This window comes from Microbacterium sp. WCS2018Hpa-23 (assembly GCF_031843845.1).
Classification (GTDB): domain Bacteria; phylum Actinomycetota; class Actinomycetes; order Actinomycetales; family Microbacteriaceae; genus Microbacterium.
The window spans coordinates 468709-485629 of record NZ_JAVTIZ010000001.1; the positions used below are offsets into that span (position 1 = coordinate 468709).

Here is a 16921-nt window from a genome sequence, read left to right on the forward strand (position 1 = left end):
CGAGATCGTCGAGGCTCCTTCTTCTTACCGTGTTGTCGCTCAGCCGAGCGTGAGTGCGTCGCGGAGCAGCTTCGCCTGCTCTGCGGCGTGCACCTTGGACGATCCCGTGGCAGGAGAGGCGGATGCCGGACGCGACACCGGACGGAAGGTCCGGTCGCCGGGGACATCGGCGAAGGCGAGCGCGAGGAACGGCCATGCGCCCTGGTTCTCAGGCTCCTCCTGAACCCAGACCAGCTCCGCGTTCGGGTAGGAGTCGGTGATCGCCTTCAGACCCTCGATCGGGGTCGGGTACAGCTGCTCGAGCCGGACGAGGGCGACCTCGGGGTTCGGATTCTTCTCGAGCTCGGCGCGGAGATCCCAATGCACCTTGCCGGAGTGCACGAGCACGCGCTTGACGGCGTTGCGGTCGAGATCGCGGGAATCGTCGAGGACGGGCTCGAACCGGCCCTGCGTGAAGGCCTCGACCGGGCTCGTCGCGCCGCGCAGACGCAGCATCGCCTTCGGAGTGAAGACGATCAGCGGCTTGCGCGGACGGGCGTAGGCCTGACGACGCAGCAGGTGGAAGTACGACGCGGGCGTCGACGGGCGCGAGACGATCATGTTGTCCTGCGCGCACATCTGCAGGAAGCGTTCGATGCGCGACGACGAGTGATCCGGTCCCTGGCCCTCGTAGCCGTGGGGGAGGAGGAGGGTGACGCTGGACTGCTGTCCCCACTTCTGCTCGGCTGCCGAGATGTACTCGTCGATCACCGACTGCGCGCCGTTGACGAAGTCGCCGAACTGCGCCTCCCACAGCACAAGAGCTTCAGGAGCCTCGACCGAATAGCCGTACTCGAATCCGAGCGCCGCATACTCGCTGAGCAGCGAATCGTAGACGAAGAAACGGCCCTGTGAGTCGGAGAGGTTCGACAGCGGCAGCCATTCCTGGCCGTTCGCGCGGTCGTGCAGAGTCGCGTGACGCTGCACGAACGTGCCGCGGCGCGAGTCCTGGCCGGCGAGACGCACGGGGGTGCCCTCGACGAGGAGCGAGCCGAATGCGAGAAGCTCGCCGAAGCCCCAGTCGATGTTGCCGTTGCGGCTCATGTCGAGGCGCTTCTCGAGCTGCTGCTGCAGCTTGGGGTGCACCGTGAAGCCCTCGGGCTTGTTGACGAACGCGTCGCCGATGAGCTGGATGACCTCGTTCGAGACCCCGGTGACCTCCGGGGCGCCGACCTGCTCGTCGACGGGCGGGAGCTCCTTGGCGACCGGGTTCGCGCCGGTCTCGGCGGCGTGCGTCTCGGCGAAGGCGATCTCCAGTCGGTTCTGGAAGTCGGCCTTGGCCTCGTCGTACTCCTCTTCGGTGATGTCACCACGACCGACGAGCGACTCGGTGTACAGCTTTCGCACCGACCGCTTCGCCTGGATGAGGTCGGTCATCAGCGGTTGCGTCATCGAGGGGTCGTCGCCCTCGTTGTGCCCGCGGCGGCGGTAGCAGACGAGGTCGATGACGACGTCGCGGTGGAAGCGCTCGCGGTACTCGAAGGCGAGCTGCGCGACGTGGATGACGGCTTCGGGGTCGTCGCCGTTCACATGGAACACGGGCGCCTGGATCGTCTTGGCGACATCGGTGGAGTACACCGAGGTGCGAGAGTCGTTCGGGAGGGTCGTGAAGCCGACCTGGTTGTTCACGACGACGTGGATCGTGCCACCCGTGCGGTATCCGCGAAGCTGCGACATCTGCAGCGTCTCGACGACCACACCCTGGCCTGCGAAGGCGGCGTCGCCGTGCACGAGGATCGGCAGCCAGGCGAAGGTGCCGATCGGCTTGCGGTCCTGCTTCGCGCGGACGATGCCTTCGAGCACGCCGTCGACCGTCTCGAGGTGAGACGGGTTCGCAGCGAGGTACACCGGCAGCTCGGACCCGTCGTCGGCGACGAACGTGCCCTCGGTTCCGAGGTGGTACTTCACGTCACCGGATCCGCGCTGGTTGCCCGGGGTCTGCGTGCCCTCGAACTCCTGGAAGACGTGACCGTAGGTCTTGCCGGCGATGTTCGTCAGGACGTTCAGACGACCCCGGTGCGCCATGCCGATCGCCGCGCCCTCGAGGCCGGCGGTGGCCGCACCCTGGAGGATCTCGTCGAGCAGGGGGACGAGCGATTCGCCGCCCTCGAGCGAGAAGCGCTTCTGGCCGACGAACTTCGTCTGCAGGAAGGTCTCGAAGGCCTCGGCCTCGTTCAGCTTGCGAAGGACTCGCAGCTGCTCGTCGTGGCCGGGCTTCTGGTACTTGACCTCGACCTTCTCCTGGAACCAGCGGCGCTGCTCGGGGTCCTGGATGTGCATGTACTCGATGCCGAGCGTGCGGCAGTACGAGTCGCGCAGGACGCCGAGGATGTCACGGAGTTTCGCGATGCGGCGTCCGCCGAATCCACCGGTCACGAACTCGCGGTCGAGGTCCCAGAAGGTGAGGCCGTGGCTCTCGATCTCGAGGTCCGGGTGCGAGCGCTGCACGTACTCCAGCGGGTCGATGTCGGCCATCAGGTGGCCGCGGACGCGGAACGAGTTGATGAGCTCCTGCACGCGGGACTGCTTGTCGACGCGCTCGGCGAGGTCGACCGCGATGTCGGGGTTCCAGCGGATCGGGGCGTACGGGATGCGGAGGGCCGCGAAGATGTCGTCGTAGAAGCCTCGCTGGCCGATGAGCAGCTCGTGCACCTTCTTGAGGAACTCGCCCGAGCCCGCGCCCTGGATGACCCGGTGGTCGTAGGTGCTGGTCAGTGTGATCGTCTTGCCGATCGCGAGCTCGTTGAGCGTGCGCTCGCTCGCTCCCTGGAACTCGGCCGGGTACTCGAGGGCGCCGGCGCCGATGATGCAGCCCTGGCCCTTCATGAGACGCGGCACGGAGTGGACGGTGCCGATGCCGCCCGGGTTGGTCAGCGAGACCGTGGTGCCCTGGAAGTCGGCAGCGGTGAGCTTGTTGTTGCGGGCGCGAGTGACCAGGTCCTCGTACGCGACGAGGTACTCGCTGAACGAGAGGGTGTCAGCGCGCTTGATGCTCGGGACCATGAGGGCACGGGTGCCGTCGGGCTTGGGCAGATCGATCGCGATGCCGAGGTTGACGTGCGCAGGCGCGACCACCGAGGGCTTGCCGTCGATCTCGGCGTAGAAGACGTTCTGGCTGCGGAACTCGTCGAGGGTGCGGATCAGCGCCCACCCGATCAGATGGGTGAAGCTGATCTTGCCGCCGCGGGTGCGCGCCATGTGGTTGTTGATGACGATGCGGTTGTCGATCATCAGCTTCGCGGGCACGGTGCGGACACTGGTCGCGGTCGGGACGGTCAGCGACTCGTCCATGTTCGCCGCGAGAGTCTTGGGGAGGCCGCGAAGAGGCGTGACCTTGTCTTCTTCGACGGGCTCGGCGGACTCCGGTGCCTCGGCCTTGGGAGCAGGCTTCGGGGCCTGCGCCGGGATCGGCGCCGCAGCGGCGGGCTTCGTCGTCGTGCGTGCGACGGGCTGTGCGCCGATGACGGGGATCGGGGCGGTCACAGGGTGCGCGGGCTGCTCGGCAGCGGGTGCGGGAGCTGCGGTACCGGTCGCGGCATCGGACTGGTACTTCTCGAGGATCGGCCACCACTCCTTGTCGACGGAGTCGCGGTTCACCTTGAACTGCTCATAGAGCTCTTCGACGAGCCAGGAATTGGCTCCGAACCCCCCGTCGCCCCCGACGCCGGTCACCTGGTTCGACACGCTGGATCGCCCTCTTTCATCGCTGAATCCCATATGTGCACGCCACGACGCAGGATGCGTTCGGGCCCGCACACTCTCGATCTCCAAGCCTAACGTGTTTCCACACGCAATCGTCGAAGGCGTGCGCCTTCGACGCCCGATCTGAGTAGCGTGGGGATATGGAATTCTCCGGCGAGTCACCCACAGTCGATCTGACCTATTCCGACGTGTTCCTCGTGCCGCGCCGATCGGCCGTCACCAGCCGTCTGCAGGTCGACCTCGCTCCGCAGGACGGAACCCCTGCGACGCTTCCGCTGGTGGCGTCCAACATGAACTCCGTCACCGGTCCACGTCTCGCGGCCGTCCTCGCACGACGGGGTGGACTCGGAGTGCTGCCGCAGGACATGCCGCTGCAGGATCTCGACGCCGCGATCCGCGACGTCAAGGCGCAGCCGGTGCTGTGGGACACGCCTCTCGTGCTGCCCCCTGAGGCGTCGGTGTCGGATGCGCTTCGCCTGATGCCGCCGACAGCCGGGCACGGGATCGTCGTCGCGTCGGGGCCGGCTCCGCACCATGTGGATCAGATCCTGGGAGTGCTCCCCGCCACACGGCTCGCGACGGCGCTGCCGGATGCGCAGCTGGGCGACCTCGTGCACACCGGAACGCCCTCGCTCGACGCGGACGACATCGGATCCGAGCGCCACGCCTTCGACGTGATCACCGACGCGGGCGTCGAGATGGTGACGATCGCGCACCACGGGCACCTCGTCGGCGCGCTCAGTGCGCGCAGTGCGCTGCGCTCGACTCTGTATCGTCCGGCGGTCGACCGCGACGGCCGTCTCGCCGTCGCCGCAGCGGTGGGGATCAACGGCGACGTGGCATCGAAGGCCAAGGCGCTCGCCGCCGCCGGCGTCGACGTACTCGTGGTCGACACCGCACACGGACACCAGGAGGGCATGCTCCGCGCTCTGAGCGCCGTATCGGAGCTCGGACTCGGCATCCCGATCGTCGCGGGCAACATCGTCACCGCCGACGGGGTCAAGGACCTGGTCGAGGCGGGTGCCTCCATCCTCAAGGTCGGCGTGGGTCCCGGTGCGATGTGCACCACCCGCATGATGACGGCCGTCGGACGCCCGCAGTTCTCCGCAGTGCTCGAGACCGCCGAGGCGGCTCGCGAGCTCGGTGCGCATGTCTGGGCCGACGGTGGGGTGCGTTACCCGCGCGACGTCGCACTCGCGCTCGCCGCGGGTGCCGCATCCGTCATGGTCGGGTCGTGGTTCGCGGGCACGATCGAGGCGCCCGGCGAGCTGCAGAGCGATGCCGAGGGTCGTGTCTTCAAGGAATCGTGGGGCATGGCATCCACGAAGGCCGTGCAGGCGCGGTTCGGACGCCTGGACGCGTACGAGCGGGCTCGCAAGGAGCTCTTCGCGGAGGGGATCTCCTCGTCGAAGATCTACCTCGACCCGCTCCGCCCCGGCCTCGAAGACCTGCTCGACATGATCACGTCCGGCGTGCGCTCCTCGTTCACCTACGCCGGAGCGTCGTCCGTTCCGCAGTTCCACGAGCGGGCGCTGGTCGGTCTGCAATCAGCCGCCGGGTACGAAGAGGGCAAGGCCCTGCCGGTCAGCTGGTAGCCGCCCGCGCACGCAGAGCGATCCCGTAGAATCGTGCTCATCATGGACGACCCTCCCAGTTGTAGTACATCGCCCCACTGCCCGCCCCTCGCCCGCGAGGGGAATCGTTGATGGATTACATCCTGCTGGGCGTGGGGCTTCTGCTCACTGTCGGCACCGGATTGTTCGTCGCGAGCGAGTTCGCTCTGGTCAATCTCGACCGTGCCGATCTCGAGGCCCGTCAGGCCCGGGGCGAATCCCGTCTCTCCCTGACGATCAGCGCCCTCAAGCACACGTCGACCCACCTGTCGTCGGCGCAGCTGGGCATCACTCTGACGACGCTGCTGACCGGTTACACGATGGAACCGGCGCTCTCGAACCTTCTCGGTCCGACGCTCATCGCGTGGAGCATCCCCGAGGCGGCCGTCGGCCCGATCGCGACGATCGTCGCGATGCTGGTCGCCACCGTGCTCTCGATGATCCTCGGCGAGCTGGTGCCCAAGAACTTCGCGCTCGCGCTTCCGCTCGCGACGGCCAAGCTCGTGATCCCGTTCCAGGTCGCCTTCACGACGATCTTCAAGCCGGCAGTGGTCGTGCTCAACGGCAGCGCCAACGGAGTGCTCCGGAGCATGGGGATCGAGCCGAAGGAAGAGCTCTCCGGTGCCCGCAGCGCCGAGGAGCTGTCCTCCCTGGTGCGGCGTTCCGCGAGCGCCGGATTGCTCGAGGCCGACACGGCGAGCCTCCTCGACCGGACGCTCACGTTCTCGCGGCTGACGGCCGCCGACGTGATGACCGCTCGTCCCAGCATGCATGCGCTCGCCGCGGGCGACTCGGCGGACGACGTCATCCAGCTCGCCCGCCGAACGGGGCACAGCCGCTTCCCGGTCTACGACGACGATCTCGACGACATCACGGGCGTCGTGCACCTCAAGGCGGCGATCTCGGTTCCCCGCGATCGACGGGCCGAGGTGCCGGTCGGCGCCATCTCGACGGATCCGCTGCGGGTGCCCGAGACCGTGCACGTGGATGCTCTGATCTCGGAGCTCCGAGCACGCGGATACCAGCTGGCGGTCGTCGTCGACGAGTATGGCGGCACCGCCGGACTCGTGACTCTCGAGGACCTGGTCGAAGAGCTGGTGGGAGAGGTGTCCGATGAGCATGACCGCACCAGGGCCGGCGTCATCCGCGGCCGCGACGGCATCACCTTCCCCGGTGAGCTGCGGCCGGACGAGCTGCGTCATCGTGCGGGCGTCGAGGTGCCGGAAGGCGACGTGTACGACACTGTTGCCGGGTACGTCATGAGCGTGCTCGAGCGCGTGCCGTCGGTCGGCGACGAGGTCGCCCTCGACACCGGAAAGCTGCAGGTCGTTCGCATGGACGGACGCCGCGTCGACCGCATCCGATACGTTCCGAGTCCCGGCGATCCAGGAGAGGTGGTCTCCCGATGAACGATTGGGGAGGACTGGCCTGGCTGGTCGTGCTGCTCGTCGCGAACGCGTTCTTCGTCGGCGCCGAGTTCGCGGTGATCTCCGCGCGCCGTTCGCAGATCGAGCCCAAGGCCGATCGAGGATCACGCGCCGCGAAGACCGCGCTGTACGCGATGGAGCACGCGACCCTGATGCTCGCGACCTCGCAGCTCGGAATCACGATCTGCTCGCTCCTGATCCTGAACGTCTCGGAGCCGGCGATCCACCACCTGCTCGCCGTGCCGCTGCACGCGATCGGCTGGTCGGACGGTGTCGTCGACGCCGTGTCGTTCACGATCGCACTGCTGATCGTGTCGTTCCTGCACGTGGTGTTCGGCGAGATGGTGCCGAAGAACCTCGCGTTCTCGATCCCGGATCGGGCCGTGCTGATCCTCGCGCCGCCGCTCGTGCTGGTGTCGAAGATCTTCATGCCGGTGATCTGGGTGCTCAATGCGGCGGCCAACGGCGTGCTGCGGCTGTTCCGGGTCGAGCCCAAGAACGAGGCTGCGTCGACGTTCACCCTCGACGAGGTGGCGACGATCGTGGATCAGTCGCGCCGCGAGGGTGTGCTCACCGACACGGCGGGCACGGTCGCGGCGGCGGTGGAGTTCACCGACAAGAAGGCCAGCGATGTGGCCGTCCCGCTGAGCGATCTCGTGACGTTGCCGCAGTCGACCACACCGGATGACATCGAGAAGGCCGTCGCTCGCTACGGGTTCTCGCGCTATGTGATCGTCGACGGTGAGGACGTGCCCGTCGGGTACGTGCACCTCAAAGACATCCTGCGGGCCTCGGACGGGCCCGATGCCGCCGAGAAGCTCGTCGAGCCGCTGCCGTCCAAGCGCATCCACCACATGGTGCCCGTGCAGGAGGACACCGATCTGGAGGATGCTCTGGCGGTCATGCGTCGTGCGGGCCGACACCTGGCGAAGGTGCGGGATTCCCAGGGCCGCACGACCGCCGTGCTGTTCCTCGAGGACATCCTCGAGGAACTCGTCGGAGAGGTGCAGGACGCGACCCGTCGCATCCGCGGTCACTAGCCACCGCATCACGGCGAAGCCCTCCGGTCCTGTGCGGATCGGAGGGCTTCGCCGGATTCTCGGAGCGGGTCAGCGCCAGTGAGCGCGCTCGTACTGCGGAGGCCACGACACGTCGGTGCCGAGCTCGTGGGCCGCGCGCAATGCGAAGTGCGGATCACGCAGCCATTCCCGGCCGGCGAAGATCGCATCGGCCGCGCCGTCGGCGAGGACCTTCTCGGCCTGCTCCGCCGCCGTGATCATGCCGACCGCAGACACGGGGATGCGTCCACCCTGGCGCACGGTCTCGGCTAGCGGCACCTGATAGCCGGGGAACACGCTGATCTGCTGATGCGCGACCAGCCCTCCGCTGGAGACGTCGATCAGGTCGGCCCCTCGCTCGGACGCCCACCCGCCGACGATGGCGGCCTCATCGGGGGTGAAACCGCCCTCGGCGTGATCGGTCGCCGAGATGCGCACGAACAGGGGCACGTCGTCGCCGGCGACGCCGCGCACGGTCTCCACGACGCGCAGGAGGAGACGCGCCCTGTTCTCGAGAGAACCGCCGTACTCGTCCTCTCGCAGGTTCGACAGGGGGGAGAGGAACTGGTGAAGGAGGTATCCGTGCGCGCCGTGGATCTCGAGGACGTCGAAGCCGGCGTCCAACGCCCTGCGCGACGCAGTGGCGAAGCCGTCGACCACGGCCTCGATGCCGTCGGCATCCAGCGCGACGGGGGAGGCGAAGCCCTCGAAAGCGACGGCGGACGGTGCGGTCGTGGTCCACCCTCCCTCGGTCTCGGGCACGGATCCTCGCTCGTCGGCCCACGGCCACCAGGTCGACGCCTTGCGTCCGGCATGCGCGAGCTGGATCCCGGCGGCCGCACCGCGAGCGTGGATCGCGTCGACGATCGGCGTCCACGCATCGCGCTGCTCGTCGTTCCAGAGCCCGACGTCGCGCGGCGAGATACGGCCCTCCGGCACCACGGAGGTCGCCTCGGCGACGATGAGGCCGGCACCGCCCGAGGCGAACTGGGCGAGATGCGTGTGATGCCACTCCTGCACGACGCCGTCGACGGCGCTGTACATGCACATGGGGGATACCCAGAGGCGGTTGCGGAACGTGACGGATCGGATGCTGACGGGGGAGAAGAGAATGCTCACCCTCCGACGCTACTGCCGAGGTGAGGTGGGGAGGGTCGTCGCACTAACGTGGAGTCATGTCCGATGTGCGCGAATGGTCCCGTCACGACGCCGCGCGGTTCCTGCGGGTTCCGTGGGCTGAGGACGACAAATACTCGCGCGGGGTGGTCGGACTGCGAACCGGCTCTGCGACCTACCCCGGCGCCGCGGTGCTGGGCGTCGAGGCTGCATGGCGCACGGGCGCGGGCTTCGTGCGGTACATCGGAGACGGCCGCGCGGCGGACGCCGTGATGGCGCGGCGCCCCGAGACCGTCGTCAGCCCCCAGGCTTCCTGCGCGCGTGTCGGAGCGTGGGTCATCGGGTCGGGGACGGACCCGGCGATGCGCACGGCGGACGACGAGCACGAGCTGCGGGAGATCCTCGACGGCGAGGTGTCGGTGGTGGTCGATGCTGGCGCATTGGACCTTGCCGCAGGATCGCGAGCGCCGCTGCTGCTGACCCCGCACGGGCGGGAGTTCGCGCGGCTGCAGGAGCGAATCGGATCGGCTCCGCACGAGGACCGTGCGCGCGCGGCGGCGGATGTCGCGACACGGCTCGGCGCGGTCGTGCTTCTCAAGGGCGCGCAGACGCTCATCGCGGACCCCGACGGCTCGGTGATCCGCGTGGACGCGGGCACCGGGTGGTTGGCGACGGCGGGAACCGGCGATGTGCTCGGCGGCGTGCTCGGTGCGCTGCTCGCCGCGAATCCCGATGCGCCGCTCGCAGAGGTCGCCGCGTCCGGAGCCTGGCTGCACGGACATGCGGGGCGGATCGCGGCGGGCGTCGGAGCACAGAGCGGCGGGCACGGGCATCCGATCGTCGCCCTCGATGTGGCGGAAGCGCTTCCTCGCGCGGTCGCGGACGTCCTCGCGTGAGACGCAACCCGACCATGCGCACCTTCGCGCTCTGGAGCGCCTTCCTGCTCGTGCACGTCGTCGTCGCGGTGACGGGGTGGCTCTACCCGAGCCAGCCGATGGGCGATGTCGTGCTGGTGTACGAGCCCTGGTCATCGGCGGCGCTCTCGGGCGGTCCGATCGTCGGGATCACCGAGACGTGGGTGTACCCCCAGCTCGCGCTCGTGCCGATGCTCGTGGCGAAGGTCCTTTCCGTGCCCCTGATCGCGGTGCTGGGCGTCTCGGAGGCGTACCTGATCGCCTGGGCGGTGCTCGTCACCGTTCTCGACGCGGTCGTATTCGGCGTGCTTCTCGGCCGCTCGCCCTCGCAGCCACGACGAACCGCCGCGTGGTTCTGGACCGCCGCGCTGCTCCTCCTCGGGCCGATCGCGCTCTACCGGATCGATGCGATCACGGTGCCCCTCGCGGTGATCGCGGGGCTCTGGCTCACCCGTCGACCGGCCACGGCGGCCGCGCTGCTCACGATCGGCGCCTGGATCAAGATCTGGCCCGGAGCACTGCTGCTCGCGGCGGTCGTGGCGGCCAGAAGCAGAATGCGGATCCTGCTCACCGCCCTGGCCGTGACGGCCGGCGTCATCGCGTTTCTGCTCCTGCTCGGAGCCGATACCGAGATCCTGGGGTTCCTGACCCAGCAGACCGGACGCGGCCTGCAGATCGAGGCGGTCGCCGCCACGCCGTTCCTGTGGCTCGCGGTGGCCGGATCCGCTCGTATCGAGTACAGCTTCGAGATCCTCACGTTCCAGATCGAGGCACAGGGGGCGGATGCCGTCGGTGCGGCGCTGACTCCTCTGATGGCGGTTCTCGTCATCGTCATCTCGGTCATCGGCGCGGTCAAGGCGATGCGGGGAGCATCCTTCCCTCGCCTCTTCCCGCCGCTCGCACTGTCGCTCGTCACCGCGCTGATCGTCCTGAACAAGGTCGGTTCGCCGCAGTTCCAGACCTGGCTGATCCCGCCGGTGATCCTCTGGCTCGTGCTCGATCGCGCGCGAGCCGCGGTTCCTGCCGTCCTCGTGCTCGCGCTCTGCGCGCTCACGTGCTTCGTCTACCCGCTGAACTACGACGCGCTGCTGCGCGCCGAGATGCTTCCCGTCGCGATTCTCAGCCTGCGCAACGTCCTGCTCGTCGTGGCCTTGGTCGTCGGCATCCGCGCCGTCGTCCGAGTGCCCGCACACCGACCCTCAACGAACCGGGAGTGAAACCCATGCTGATCGCCTTCTCCGTCGCCCCGAGCGGCGCACCCTCCGACGGATCGGAGCGCTCGGACGCCTCCGTGCACGACGCTGTCGCCGCCGCCGTCCGCGTCGTGAGGGAATCGGGCCTTCCGCACCGCACGACCAGTATGTTCACCGAGATCGAAGGACCGGACTGGGACAGCGTCATGGACGTGGTCAAGCGCGCGACGGAGGCCGTGATGCCGTTCGGCTCGCGGGTGTCGCTGGTGCTGAAGGCCGACATCCGCCCCGGCTACTCCGGCGAGCTCGAGGCGAAGATCGAGCGACTGGAAGCGGCGATCGACGAGTCCGAGTAGGGCTGAACCACCCTCCTCAGTCGTGGAGGCGCGCTCCCTTGGTCATCCGATCGATCGCGTTGCGGGGACCGCGCAGTGCGACGCCGACGAGATCGAGGTCGTGGGCCGCGACGGCGGCGACGGCCGCTCGATTGGCGTCATCGTGCCCTGTCGCGAACAGCTCCCTCGTGTACACGGCGATCGTCACGTCGGGACGGGCTGTGGCCTTGCCGCGTGCGGCGCTCAGCAGTGCGGCATCCGCCGTCATCACCAGGACCGGCTGGCGGAGCATCGGGAGGTAGACGTTGTCGTCGGCGTCCCGGTACGGCTGGCCGGTGAGACCTGGTGTGCTGACGGCGATGCCGGACATCAGGAACGACGTGATGTTCAGCTCCTGCCACGCGGTGAGCCCTTCGCTCAGGAGCACGACGACTTTCGTGTCGAATCGGTGAGACGTGGCGGACGGGAGAGCGGTCGGCAGTGAGTCAGTGGCCATGGTTCCACGATCGCGCCGACGCACAAGATCGTCTTGTACGTTTCTTGCATGCCGGAACTTCTGCGAGCGTGGCACCCTGCGGTGCCGTCGGTGCGCGAGGTCTATCACGCGGCGTTCGGCCATGCCTATCCTCCGCACGCGCATGACGGGTGGACGGTGATGCTCGTGGACGAGGGAGCCGTCTCGTATGATCTGGGGCGATCCGCACACATCGCGGCACCCGGGGCAGTGACCGTCCTGCCTCCTGGGATCTCGCACAACGGGCGGTCCGCGGTCGACGGTCGGATCTATCGCAAGCGCGTGGTGTATCTCGACAGCGCCTGGCTTCCCGCGCACGCCTCGGGCCTGTCGGTCTCACGCCCGACTGTGCCGAGCACGACAACGCTGATGGCTGCCCGACGGGTTCATGCGGCCCTTGCCGAGCCCGGAGACCTGCTCGCCGCGGAGCATTGGACTCTCGTGCTGCGACAGTCGATCCTCACCCATCTCGGGTCAGCGGGGAACGGCCTCGATGACGCACCACTCGCCCGCCGGGTGCACGCGCTCCTCGACGAGCGGTTCTCCGAGTCGTTCACGTTGGCCGAGGTCGCGGCGGAGTTCGGGGCGCACCCCAGCCACCTCTCGAGGGTGTTCTCCCAGACATACGGGCTCGCGCCGCACCAGTACGTGCTCAGCCGACGGATCGACCTCGCGCGTCGGATGCTCGTCGACGGCGTCTCGCCAGCGTCGGCCGCGGCGCACGCAGGGTTCTATGACCAGGCCCACCTCACGCGCCACTTCCGACGGGTGCTCGGCACGACGCCGGGGGCGTTCGCGACCCGTAGAATCGACGGGTGAATCCCTCGACTGAATCGAGGGGTGCGGCGAAGTGGGCGCTCCTCTCCCTCGCCATCGGCAGTTTCGGCATCGGTATGACCGAGTTCGTCGTCATGGGCCTCCTGCCCAACATCGCAAGCGAGCTCCTGCCCACGCTGTGGGCCAGCAGCCCCGAAGACGCATTGAGCCAGGCCGGCTGGCTGATCTCGCTCTACGCCCTCGGTGTCGTGGTCGGCGCGCCGACCATCGCCGGCTTCGTCGCGCGCTACCCGCGGCACCGCGTGATGATCGGCCTCGCGGTGGCACTCACCGTCTTCAACGCGCTCACGGTGTTCCTGCCGACGTTCGAGCTCGTCGGCGCGTCGCGCTTCCTCGCGGGTCTGCCGCACGGAGCATACTTCGGCATCGGGGCGCTCGTCGCCGCCGAGGTCATGGGGCCGGGCAATCGCGCCAAGGGCGTCGCCTTCATCCTCACGGGTCTCACCGTGGCGAACGTCGTCGGGGTGCCGCTGGGAACCTTCCTCGGTCAGATCTGGGGCTGGCGGGCGGCCTTCGCCGTCGTCACGCTCGTGTTCGCGCTCGCGACGGTCTGCATCGTCTTCTTCGTGCCGGAGCACCCCGGTTCACCCGGGCGGACGATGCGTGAAGAGCTCGGTGTCTTCCGCATCCCGCAGGTCTGGTTCACGCTCGGAGTGGGGGCGATCGGCTTCGGCGGATTCTTCGCGGTCTACAGCTACATCGCCCCGCTCGTGACGGATGTCGCCGGCTCACCTGAGTGGGCGGTTCCGATCATCCTGGTCCTGATGGGGCTGGGGATGACGGTGGGGAACCTCGTGGGCGGGCATCTCGCGGACATCGACCTCCGCCGCACGCTGCTGTTCGGACTCGCCGCCATGGCGGTGGTGTTCGCGCTTCTCGCCGTGTTCTCGTTCTGGATCATCACGCTCGCGCTGCTCGTGTTCGTCGTCGGATTCGTATCGTCGGTGCTGTCGCCGACCATCCAGACCCGGCTGATGGACGTGGCGGGAGACAATCAGTCGATCGCGGCCGCCATGAACCACTCGGCGCTCAACATCGGCAACAGCCTCGGCGCTTTCCTCGGCGGTGTCGTGATCGCCGGCGGCTGGGGCTTCACGGCTCCCTCGTGGACCGGCGCGGCGCTCGCGGTGGCAGGGCTGCTGATCGCACTCCTGTCGTATCGGGTGGAGGCCCGCAGGCCCGCGTTCGCTTCGACCTGACCCGGTGCTGCGGTCGTAGAGTGAGCGTGTGACCGAGCCGGACGACCTTCCCGTCGCAGGCACGGCTGTGCTGTTGCGAGCCACTGCGCAGGGCTTCGAGGTGCTGCTGATGCGCCGCCCTGACCGCGGATCTTTTTCCGGCGCCTGGGTCTTCCCGGGAGGCAAGGTCGAGCAGCGCGATCGCCGCGACGGCGACGATGAGCAGGACGACGCCCGCCGTGCCGCCGTCCGCGAGACGTTCGAGGAGGTCGGCCTCGTCATCACCGACCCTGTCGTCGTATCCCGATGGCAGCCGCCAGTCGGGGCGCCGGTCCGCATCAGAACCTGGTTCTTCCTGGCGAATGCCCTGGACGCCCCGCAGGGCGCGCTGCAGGTCTCTGCCGACGAGGTCGTCGATGCGACCTGGATCACGCCCGCCGACGCGCTGCGGAAGCACGCCGCCGGGGAGTGGATGCTCTTTCCCCCGACCTGGGTGACGCTGCATCAGCTGAGTCGGTTCGGGAACCCCGGGGAGGCGCTCTCTGCGGGTGGCGTCGCGCGCCACTTCTCGACGAGGATCGTCGAGTCGGACCTGGGCACCGCCTTCGAGTGGGAGGGGCTGCGGCTCGAGACCGGCTCGCTGCCGTGGCGGATCGTTTCGAGCTAGCTGTCGAGCAGCCGGCGCAGATGCCTTCCGACCGCTTCGGTCTCGATGAGGAAACCGTCGTGACCGAAGTCGCTGCTGAGGACGACCGCCTCGTCGCCGTCGAGGGTGTTCGGGATGCTCCGCGCGATGCGGTGCTGTCCATCGACGGGGAACAGCCGGTCGCTGTCGATCCCGAGTACGAGGGTGGTGGCGGTCACTGCGCGGAGCGCCTCCTCGACCCCTCCGCGGTCACGTCCGACGTCGTGCGAGTTCATCGCCTCGACCACGGTGATGTAGCTGTTCGCGTCGAAACGCCGGGTGAACTTGTTGCCGTGGAAGTCGAGGTACGACTCGACCGCGAATCGTCCGCCGTGCCCGAGAGGCGACACGCCTGACTGCCACGAGCGCTGGAACCGCTGATTGAGTTCGATGGGGCTGCGATAGCTCAGCAGCGCCATGCGGCGAGCGAGAGCGAGGCCACGGTGCGGACCGTCTCCGTCGGCGAGGTCGTAGTACTCGCCGCCCTGGAAGCGCGGATCCATGCGGATCGTCTCGAGCTGCACCGTATTGAGCGCGATCTGGTCGGCGGTCGTCACCGGGGGAGACGACAGCACGGCGAGGCGTTCGACGCGCTCGGGATGCGAGACCGCCCATTCGAGCGCATGCATGCCGCCCATCGAGCCGCCGACGACGGCTGCCCAGACGTCGATGCCGAGAACGTCGGCGAGTCGCACCTGGGCGGCGACCTGGTCGCGGATCGTCAGGTACGGGAAGCGCGATGCCCACTCGTATCCGGACGGCGCGATGCTCGCGGGGCCCGTGGATCCCTGGCATCCTCCGAGCATGTTCGACGCGATGACGAACCAGCGGTCCGTGTCGATCGGGGCACCTGGGCCGACGATGTCGTCCCACCAGCCGGTGGTGGGGTGCCCTGCGCCGGCGGCGCCGCGCACGTGGCTGTCGCCGGTGAGAGCGTGCAGGATCAGGATCGCGTTGTCGCGCGCCGCATTCAGTTCTCCCCAGGTCTCGTAGGCGAGGCGGATGCCGGGGAGCTCCGAGCCGCTCTCGGTGGGGAAGGCGCCGAAGGAGGCGAATCGGCGTCCGCCGGCGGGGTCTCCGTCGCGCCAGGCGCCGGTCGCGGGTGGTCGCGCGCGGAGCAGACGTACGTCGGCCTCCGTCACGGGCGCCGAGGGCACCGTGTCTTCAGAGGTCGTCTGCCAGTCCATGCTTCCATTCTCGCCCGGCAGGCGATGCGTCGGACGAACGTTACGGTTCCCGGGTGCGTCGTGCGGAGGCCGCGGCGGGATGGCTCTCAGCCGGCCACGGTCGTGACCGTGGCGAGGTGGTCGCTGTTCCCGACGCGCGCCGTCGTCGATTCGAGCACCGTCAGTCCTCGCACGAAGACATGATCGATGCGGGCGAGGGGAAGCGCTGCGGGCCAGGTGAGGCCGAGGGTGCCGTCGGTCGGTCTGACCCAGTCCAGCTGCGCGCGGACGGCGCTGAGAGCGGGGTCGGCTGATGCGGCGTTGAAGTCGCCCACGACCACGATCGACTCCGCAGGGTCGGAGGCGACGGCGTCGGCGATCCCCGAGAGCATCGTGTCGCGCTCCTGCTGCACGCCGGGACGCACGGACGCTGCGTGCATGACATACACGGCGACGTCGGCCTCCGGCGCGTTCACGACGACCCGGAGCGCGCGCTTCCAGTCGAGTCCGAGGGTCAGCGGCTGTGCGTCCGCGATCGGATAGCGGCTCCAGACGGCCACCGTGCCGATCGCGTACGAATGCGGATAGGCGGAGGCGAGGGTCTCTCGTGCGGATTCGAGGCTGTCGCCGTCGAGCTCGGTGAGGGCGATCACGTCGGCGGACATGTCGGCGAGCTCGGCCGCCGATGCCGCCGCTCCTCCCGAGTGGGCGCGCACGTTCTGGCTGACGATCTCGATCGGCGTGCTCTGCGGGGGCGCGGCCGCGGCGAGACCGGGAGCCGACGGGAGCATCGCGAGGGTCCAGACGAGGACGGGCGCGAGCAGGACCAGCGTGACGCGACGCGCCAGGACCAGCGCGAGGACGACGAGCACGGCGAGGGCGAGCCCGCACCACGGCAGAGCAGCGGCTGCAGCGGTGCCGACGACGCCGGGGACCCAGGTGCAGATGATCCCGACGAGAAGCGCCAGCCCGACGACGGCGATGACGCGTCCGGCACGCGGGGACGCGTGTCGACGTGCGGTCGGCTTCGTGGTGACGTCGATCATGGACTCCTCCGGGCAGGCCTTCCATTCTCGACGCAGACGTCTGTGCGCCAGCCGAGCGCTCTGCTCGCCGGGCGCAGAATGGCTTGGCCCTGGACGCG

General features: G+C 68.7%; 14 protein-coding genes. 9 read left to right on the top strand and 5 right to left on the bottom strand.

Annotated elements, in window-relative coordinates:
• Positions 1–39: 39 nt before the first annotated feature.
• Entirely contained in the window at positions 40–3723 is a 3684-nt protein-coding gene (locus tag RQG77_RS02145; protein WP_311243229.1) for a multifunctional oxoglutarate decarboxylase/oxoglutarate dehydrogenase thiamine pyrophosphate-binding subunit/dihydrolipoyllysine-residue succinyltransferase subunit, read from the bottom strand.
• 158 nt (positions 3724–3881) lie between these two features.
• Between RQG77_RS02145 and RQG77_RS02150 the strand changes: the two genes are divergently transcribed.
• From RQG77_RS02150 to RQG77_RS02160, 3 genes are all read left to right on the top strand, one after another.
• On the top strand, positions 3882–5336 hold the full coding sequence (locus RQG77_RS02150) for a GuaB1 family IMP dehydrogenase-related protein (RefSeq protein WP_311243230.1): 1455 nt from the start codon (positions 3882–3884) through the stop codon (positions 5334–5336).
• Between the two features lie 110 nt (positions 5337–5446).
• Positions 5447–6763 carry a hemolysin family protein gene (locus RQG77_RS02155; protein ID WP_311243231.1) on the top strand — a complete coding sequence of 439 codons (1317 nt, stop codon included), beginning with the start codon at positions 5447–5449 and terminating at the stop codon, positions 6761–6763.
• Entirely contained in the window at positions 6760–7821 is a 1062-nt protein-coding gene (locus tag RQG77_RS02160) for a hemolysin family protein (RefSeq protein WP_311243232.1), read from the top strand. The genes RQG77_RS02155 and RQG77_RS02160 overlap by 4 nt, the downstream gene beginning before the upstream one ends.
• A 69-nt stretch (positions 7822–7890) precedes the next feature.
• On the opposite strand, the gene RQG77_RS02165 is transcribed toward RQG77_RS02160, so the two are convergent.
• Positions 7891–8958, bottom strand: coding sequence for an NADH:flavin oxidoreductase/NADH oxidase (locus RQG77_RS02165; RefSeq protein WP_311243233.1), 1068 nt, complete (start codon positions 8956–8958; stop codon positions 7891–7893).
• A 56-nt stretch (positions 8959–9014) separates the two neighbouring features.
• Here RQG77_RS02165 and RQG77_RS02170 point away from each other — a divergent pair, with 56 nt between their 5' ends.
• The 3 genes from RQG77_RS02170 to RQG77_RS02180 are packed head-to-tail and all read left to right on the top strand — an operon-like array spanning position 9015 to position 11418.
• On the top strand, positions 9015–9851 hold the full coding sequence (locus RQG77_RS02170; protein ID WP_311243234.1) for an NAD(P)H-hydrate dehydratase: 837 nt from the start codon (positions 9015–9017) through the stop codon (positions 9849–9851).
• A complete protein-coding gene (locus RQG77_RS02175; protein ID WP_311243235.1) occupies positions 9848–11086 on the top strand; it encodes a hypothetical protein in 1239 nt (412 codons plus the stop codon). Before RQG77_RS02170 ends, RQG77_RS02175 begins: the two co-directional genes overlap by 4 nt.
• A gap of 5 nt (positions 11087–11091) precedes the next feature.
• Positions 11092–11418, top strand: a complete 327-nt coding sequence (locus RQG77_RS02180; protein WP_311243466.1) for a thiamine-binding protein — start codon at positions 11092–11094, stop codon at positions 11416–11418.
• A gap of 16 nt (positions 11419–11434) precedes the next feature.
• On the opposite strand, the gene RQG77_RS02185 is transcribed toward RQG77_RS02180, so the two are convergent.
• Positions 11435–11893, bottom strand: a complete 459-nt coding sequence (locus RQG77_RS02185; protein ID WP_311243236.1) for a DUF2000 domain-containing protein — start codon at positions 11891–11893, stop codon at positions 11435–11437.
• A gap of 48 nt (positions 11894–11941) precedes the next feature.
• On the opposite strand from RQG77_RS02185, the gene RQG77_RS02190 reads away from it, so the two are divergent.
• The 3 genes from RQG77_RS02190 to RQG77_RS02200 are packed head-to-tail and all read left to right on the top strand — an operon-like array spanning position 11942 to position 14593.
• Positions 11942–12730: an AraC family transcriptional regulator gene (locus tag RQG77_RS02190; protein ID WP_311243237.1), complete on the top strand. Its 789-nt coding sequence runs from the start codon at positions 11942–11944 to the stop codon at positions 12728–12730.
• Positions 12727–13947: an MFS transporter gene (locus RQG77_RS02195; protein WP_311243238.1), complete on the top strand. Its 1221-nt coding sequence runs from the start codon at positions 12727–12729 to the stop codon at positions 13945–13947. Before RQG77_RS02190 ends, RQG77_RS02195 begins: the two co-directional genes overlap by 4 nt.
• A 28-nt stretch (positions 13948–13975) precedes the next feature.
• Complete coding sequence (locus RQG77_RS02200) at positions 13976–14593, top strand: NUDIX domain-containing protein (RefSeq protein WP_311243239.1); 618 nt, start codon at positions 13976–13978, stop codon at positions 14591–14593.
• Here the strand turns inward: RQG77_RS02200 and RQG77_RS02205 are convergent.
• Positions 14590–15798: a homoserine O-acetyltransferase gene (locus RQG77_RS02205; RefSeq protein ID WP_311243240.1), complete on the bottom strand. Its 1209-nt coding sequence runs from the start codon at positions 15796–15798 to the stop codon at positions 14590–14592. The two genes, RQG77_RS02200 and RQG77_RS02205, sit on opposite strands and share 4 nt — an antisense overlap.
• A gap of 86 nt (positions 15799–15884) precedes the next feature.
• Positions 15885–16823: an endonuclease/exonuclease/phosphatase family protein gene (locus tag RQG77_RS02210; RefSeq protein ID WP_311243241.1), complete on the bottom strand. Its 939-nt coding sequence runs from the start codon at positions 16821–16823 to the stop codon at positions 15885–15887.
• Between the last annotated feature and the right edge of the window lie 98 nt (positions 16824–16921).

What these genes read in the sequence shown, in the direction of transcription:
- RQG77_RS02150 (WP_311243230.1), top strand. Translation starts at nt 3,882, where the DNA reads ATGGAATTCTCCGGCGAGTCACCCACAGTCGATCTGACCTATTCCGAC.
- RQG77_RS02155 (WP_311243231.1), top strand. Translation starts at nt 5,447, where the DNA reads ATGGATTACATCCTGCTGGGCGTGGGGCTTCTGCTCACTGTCGGCACC.
- RQG77_RS02160 (WP_311243232.1), top strand. Translation starts at nt 6,760, where the DNA reads ATGAACGATTGGGGAGGACTGGCCTGGCTGGTCGTGCTGCTCGTCGCG.
- RQG77_RS02170 (WP_311243234.1), top strand. Translation starts at nt 9,015, where the DNA reads ATGTCCGATGTGCGCGAATGGTCCCGTCACGACGCCGCGCGGTTCCTG.
- RQG77_RS02180 (WP_311243466.1), top strand. Translation starts at nt 11,092, where the DNA reads ATGCTGATCGCCTTCTCCGTCGCCCCGAGCGGCGCACCCTCCGACGGA.
- RQG77_RS02185 (WP_311243236.1), bottom strand. Translation starts at nt 11,893, where the DNA reads ATGGCCACTGACTCACTGCCGACCGCTCTCCCGTCCGCCACGTCTCAC.
- RQG77_RS02190 (WP_311243237.1), top strand. Translation starts at nt 11,942, where the DNA reads ATGCCGGAACTTCTGCGAGCGTGGCACCCTGCGGTGCCGTCGGTGCGC.
- RQG77_RS02205 (WP_311243240.1), bottom strand. Translation starts at nt 15,798, where the DNA reads ATGGACTGGCAGACGACCTCTGAAGACACGGTGCCCTCGGCGCCCGTG.
- RQG77_RS02210 (WP_311243241.1), bottom strand. Translation starts at nt 16,823, where the DNA reads ATGATCGACGTCACCACGAAGCCGACCGCACGTCGACACGCGTCCCCG.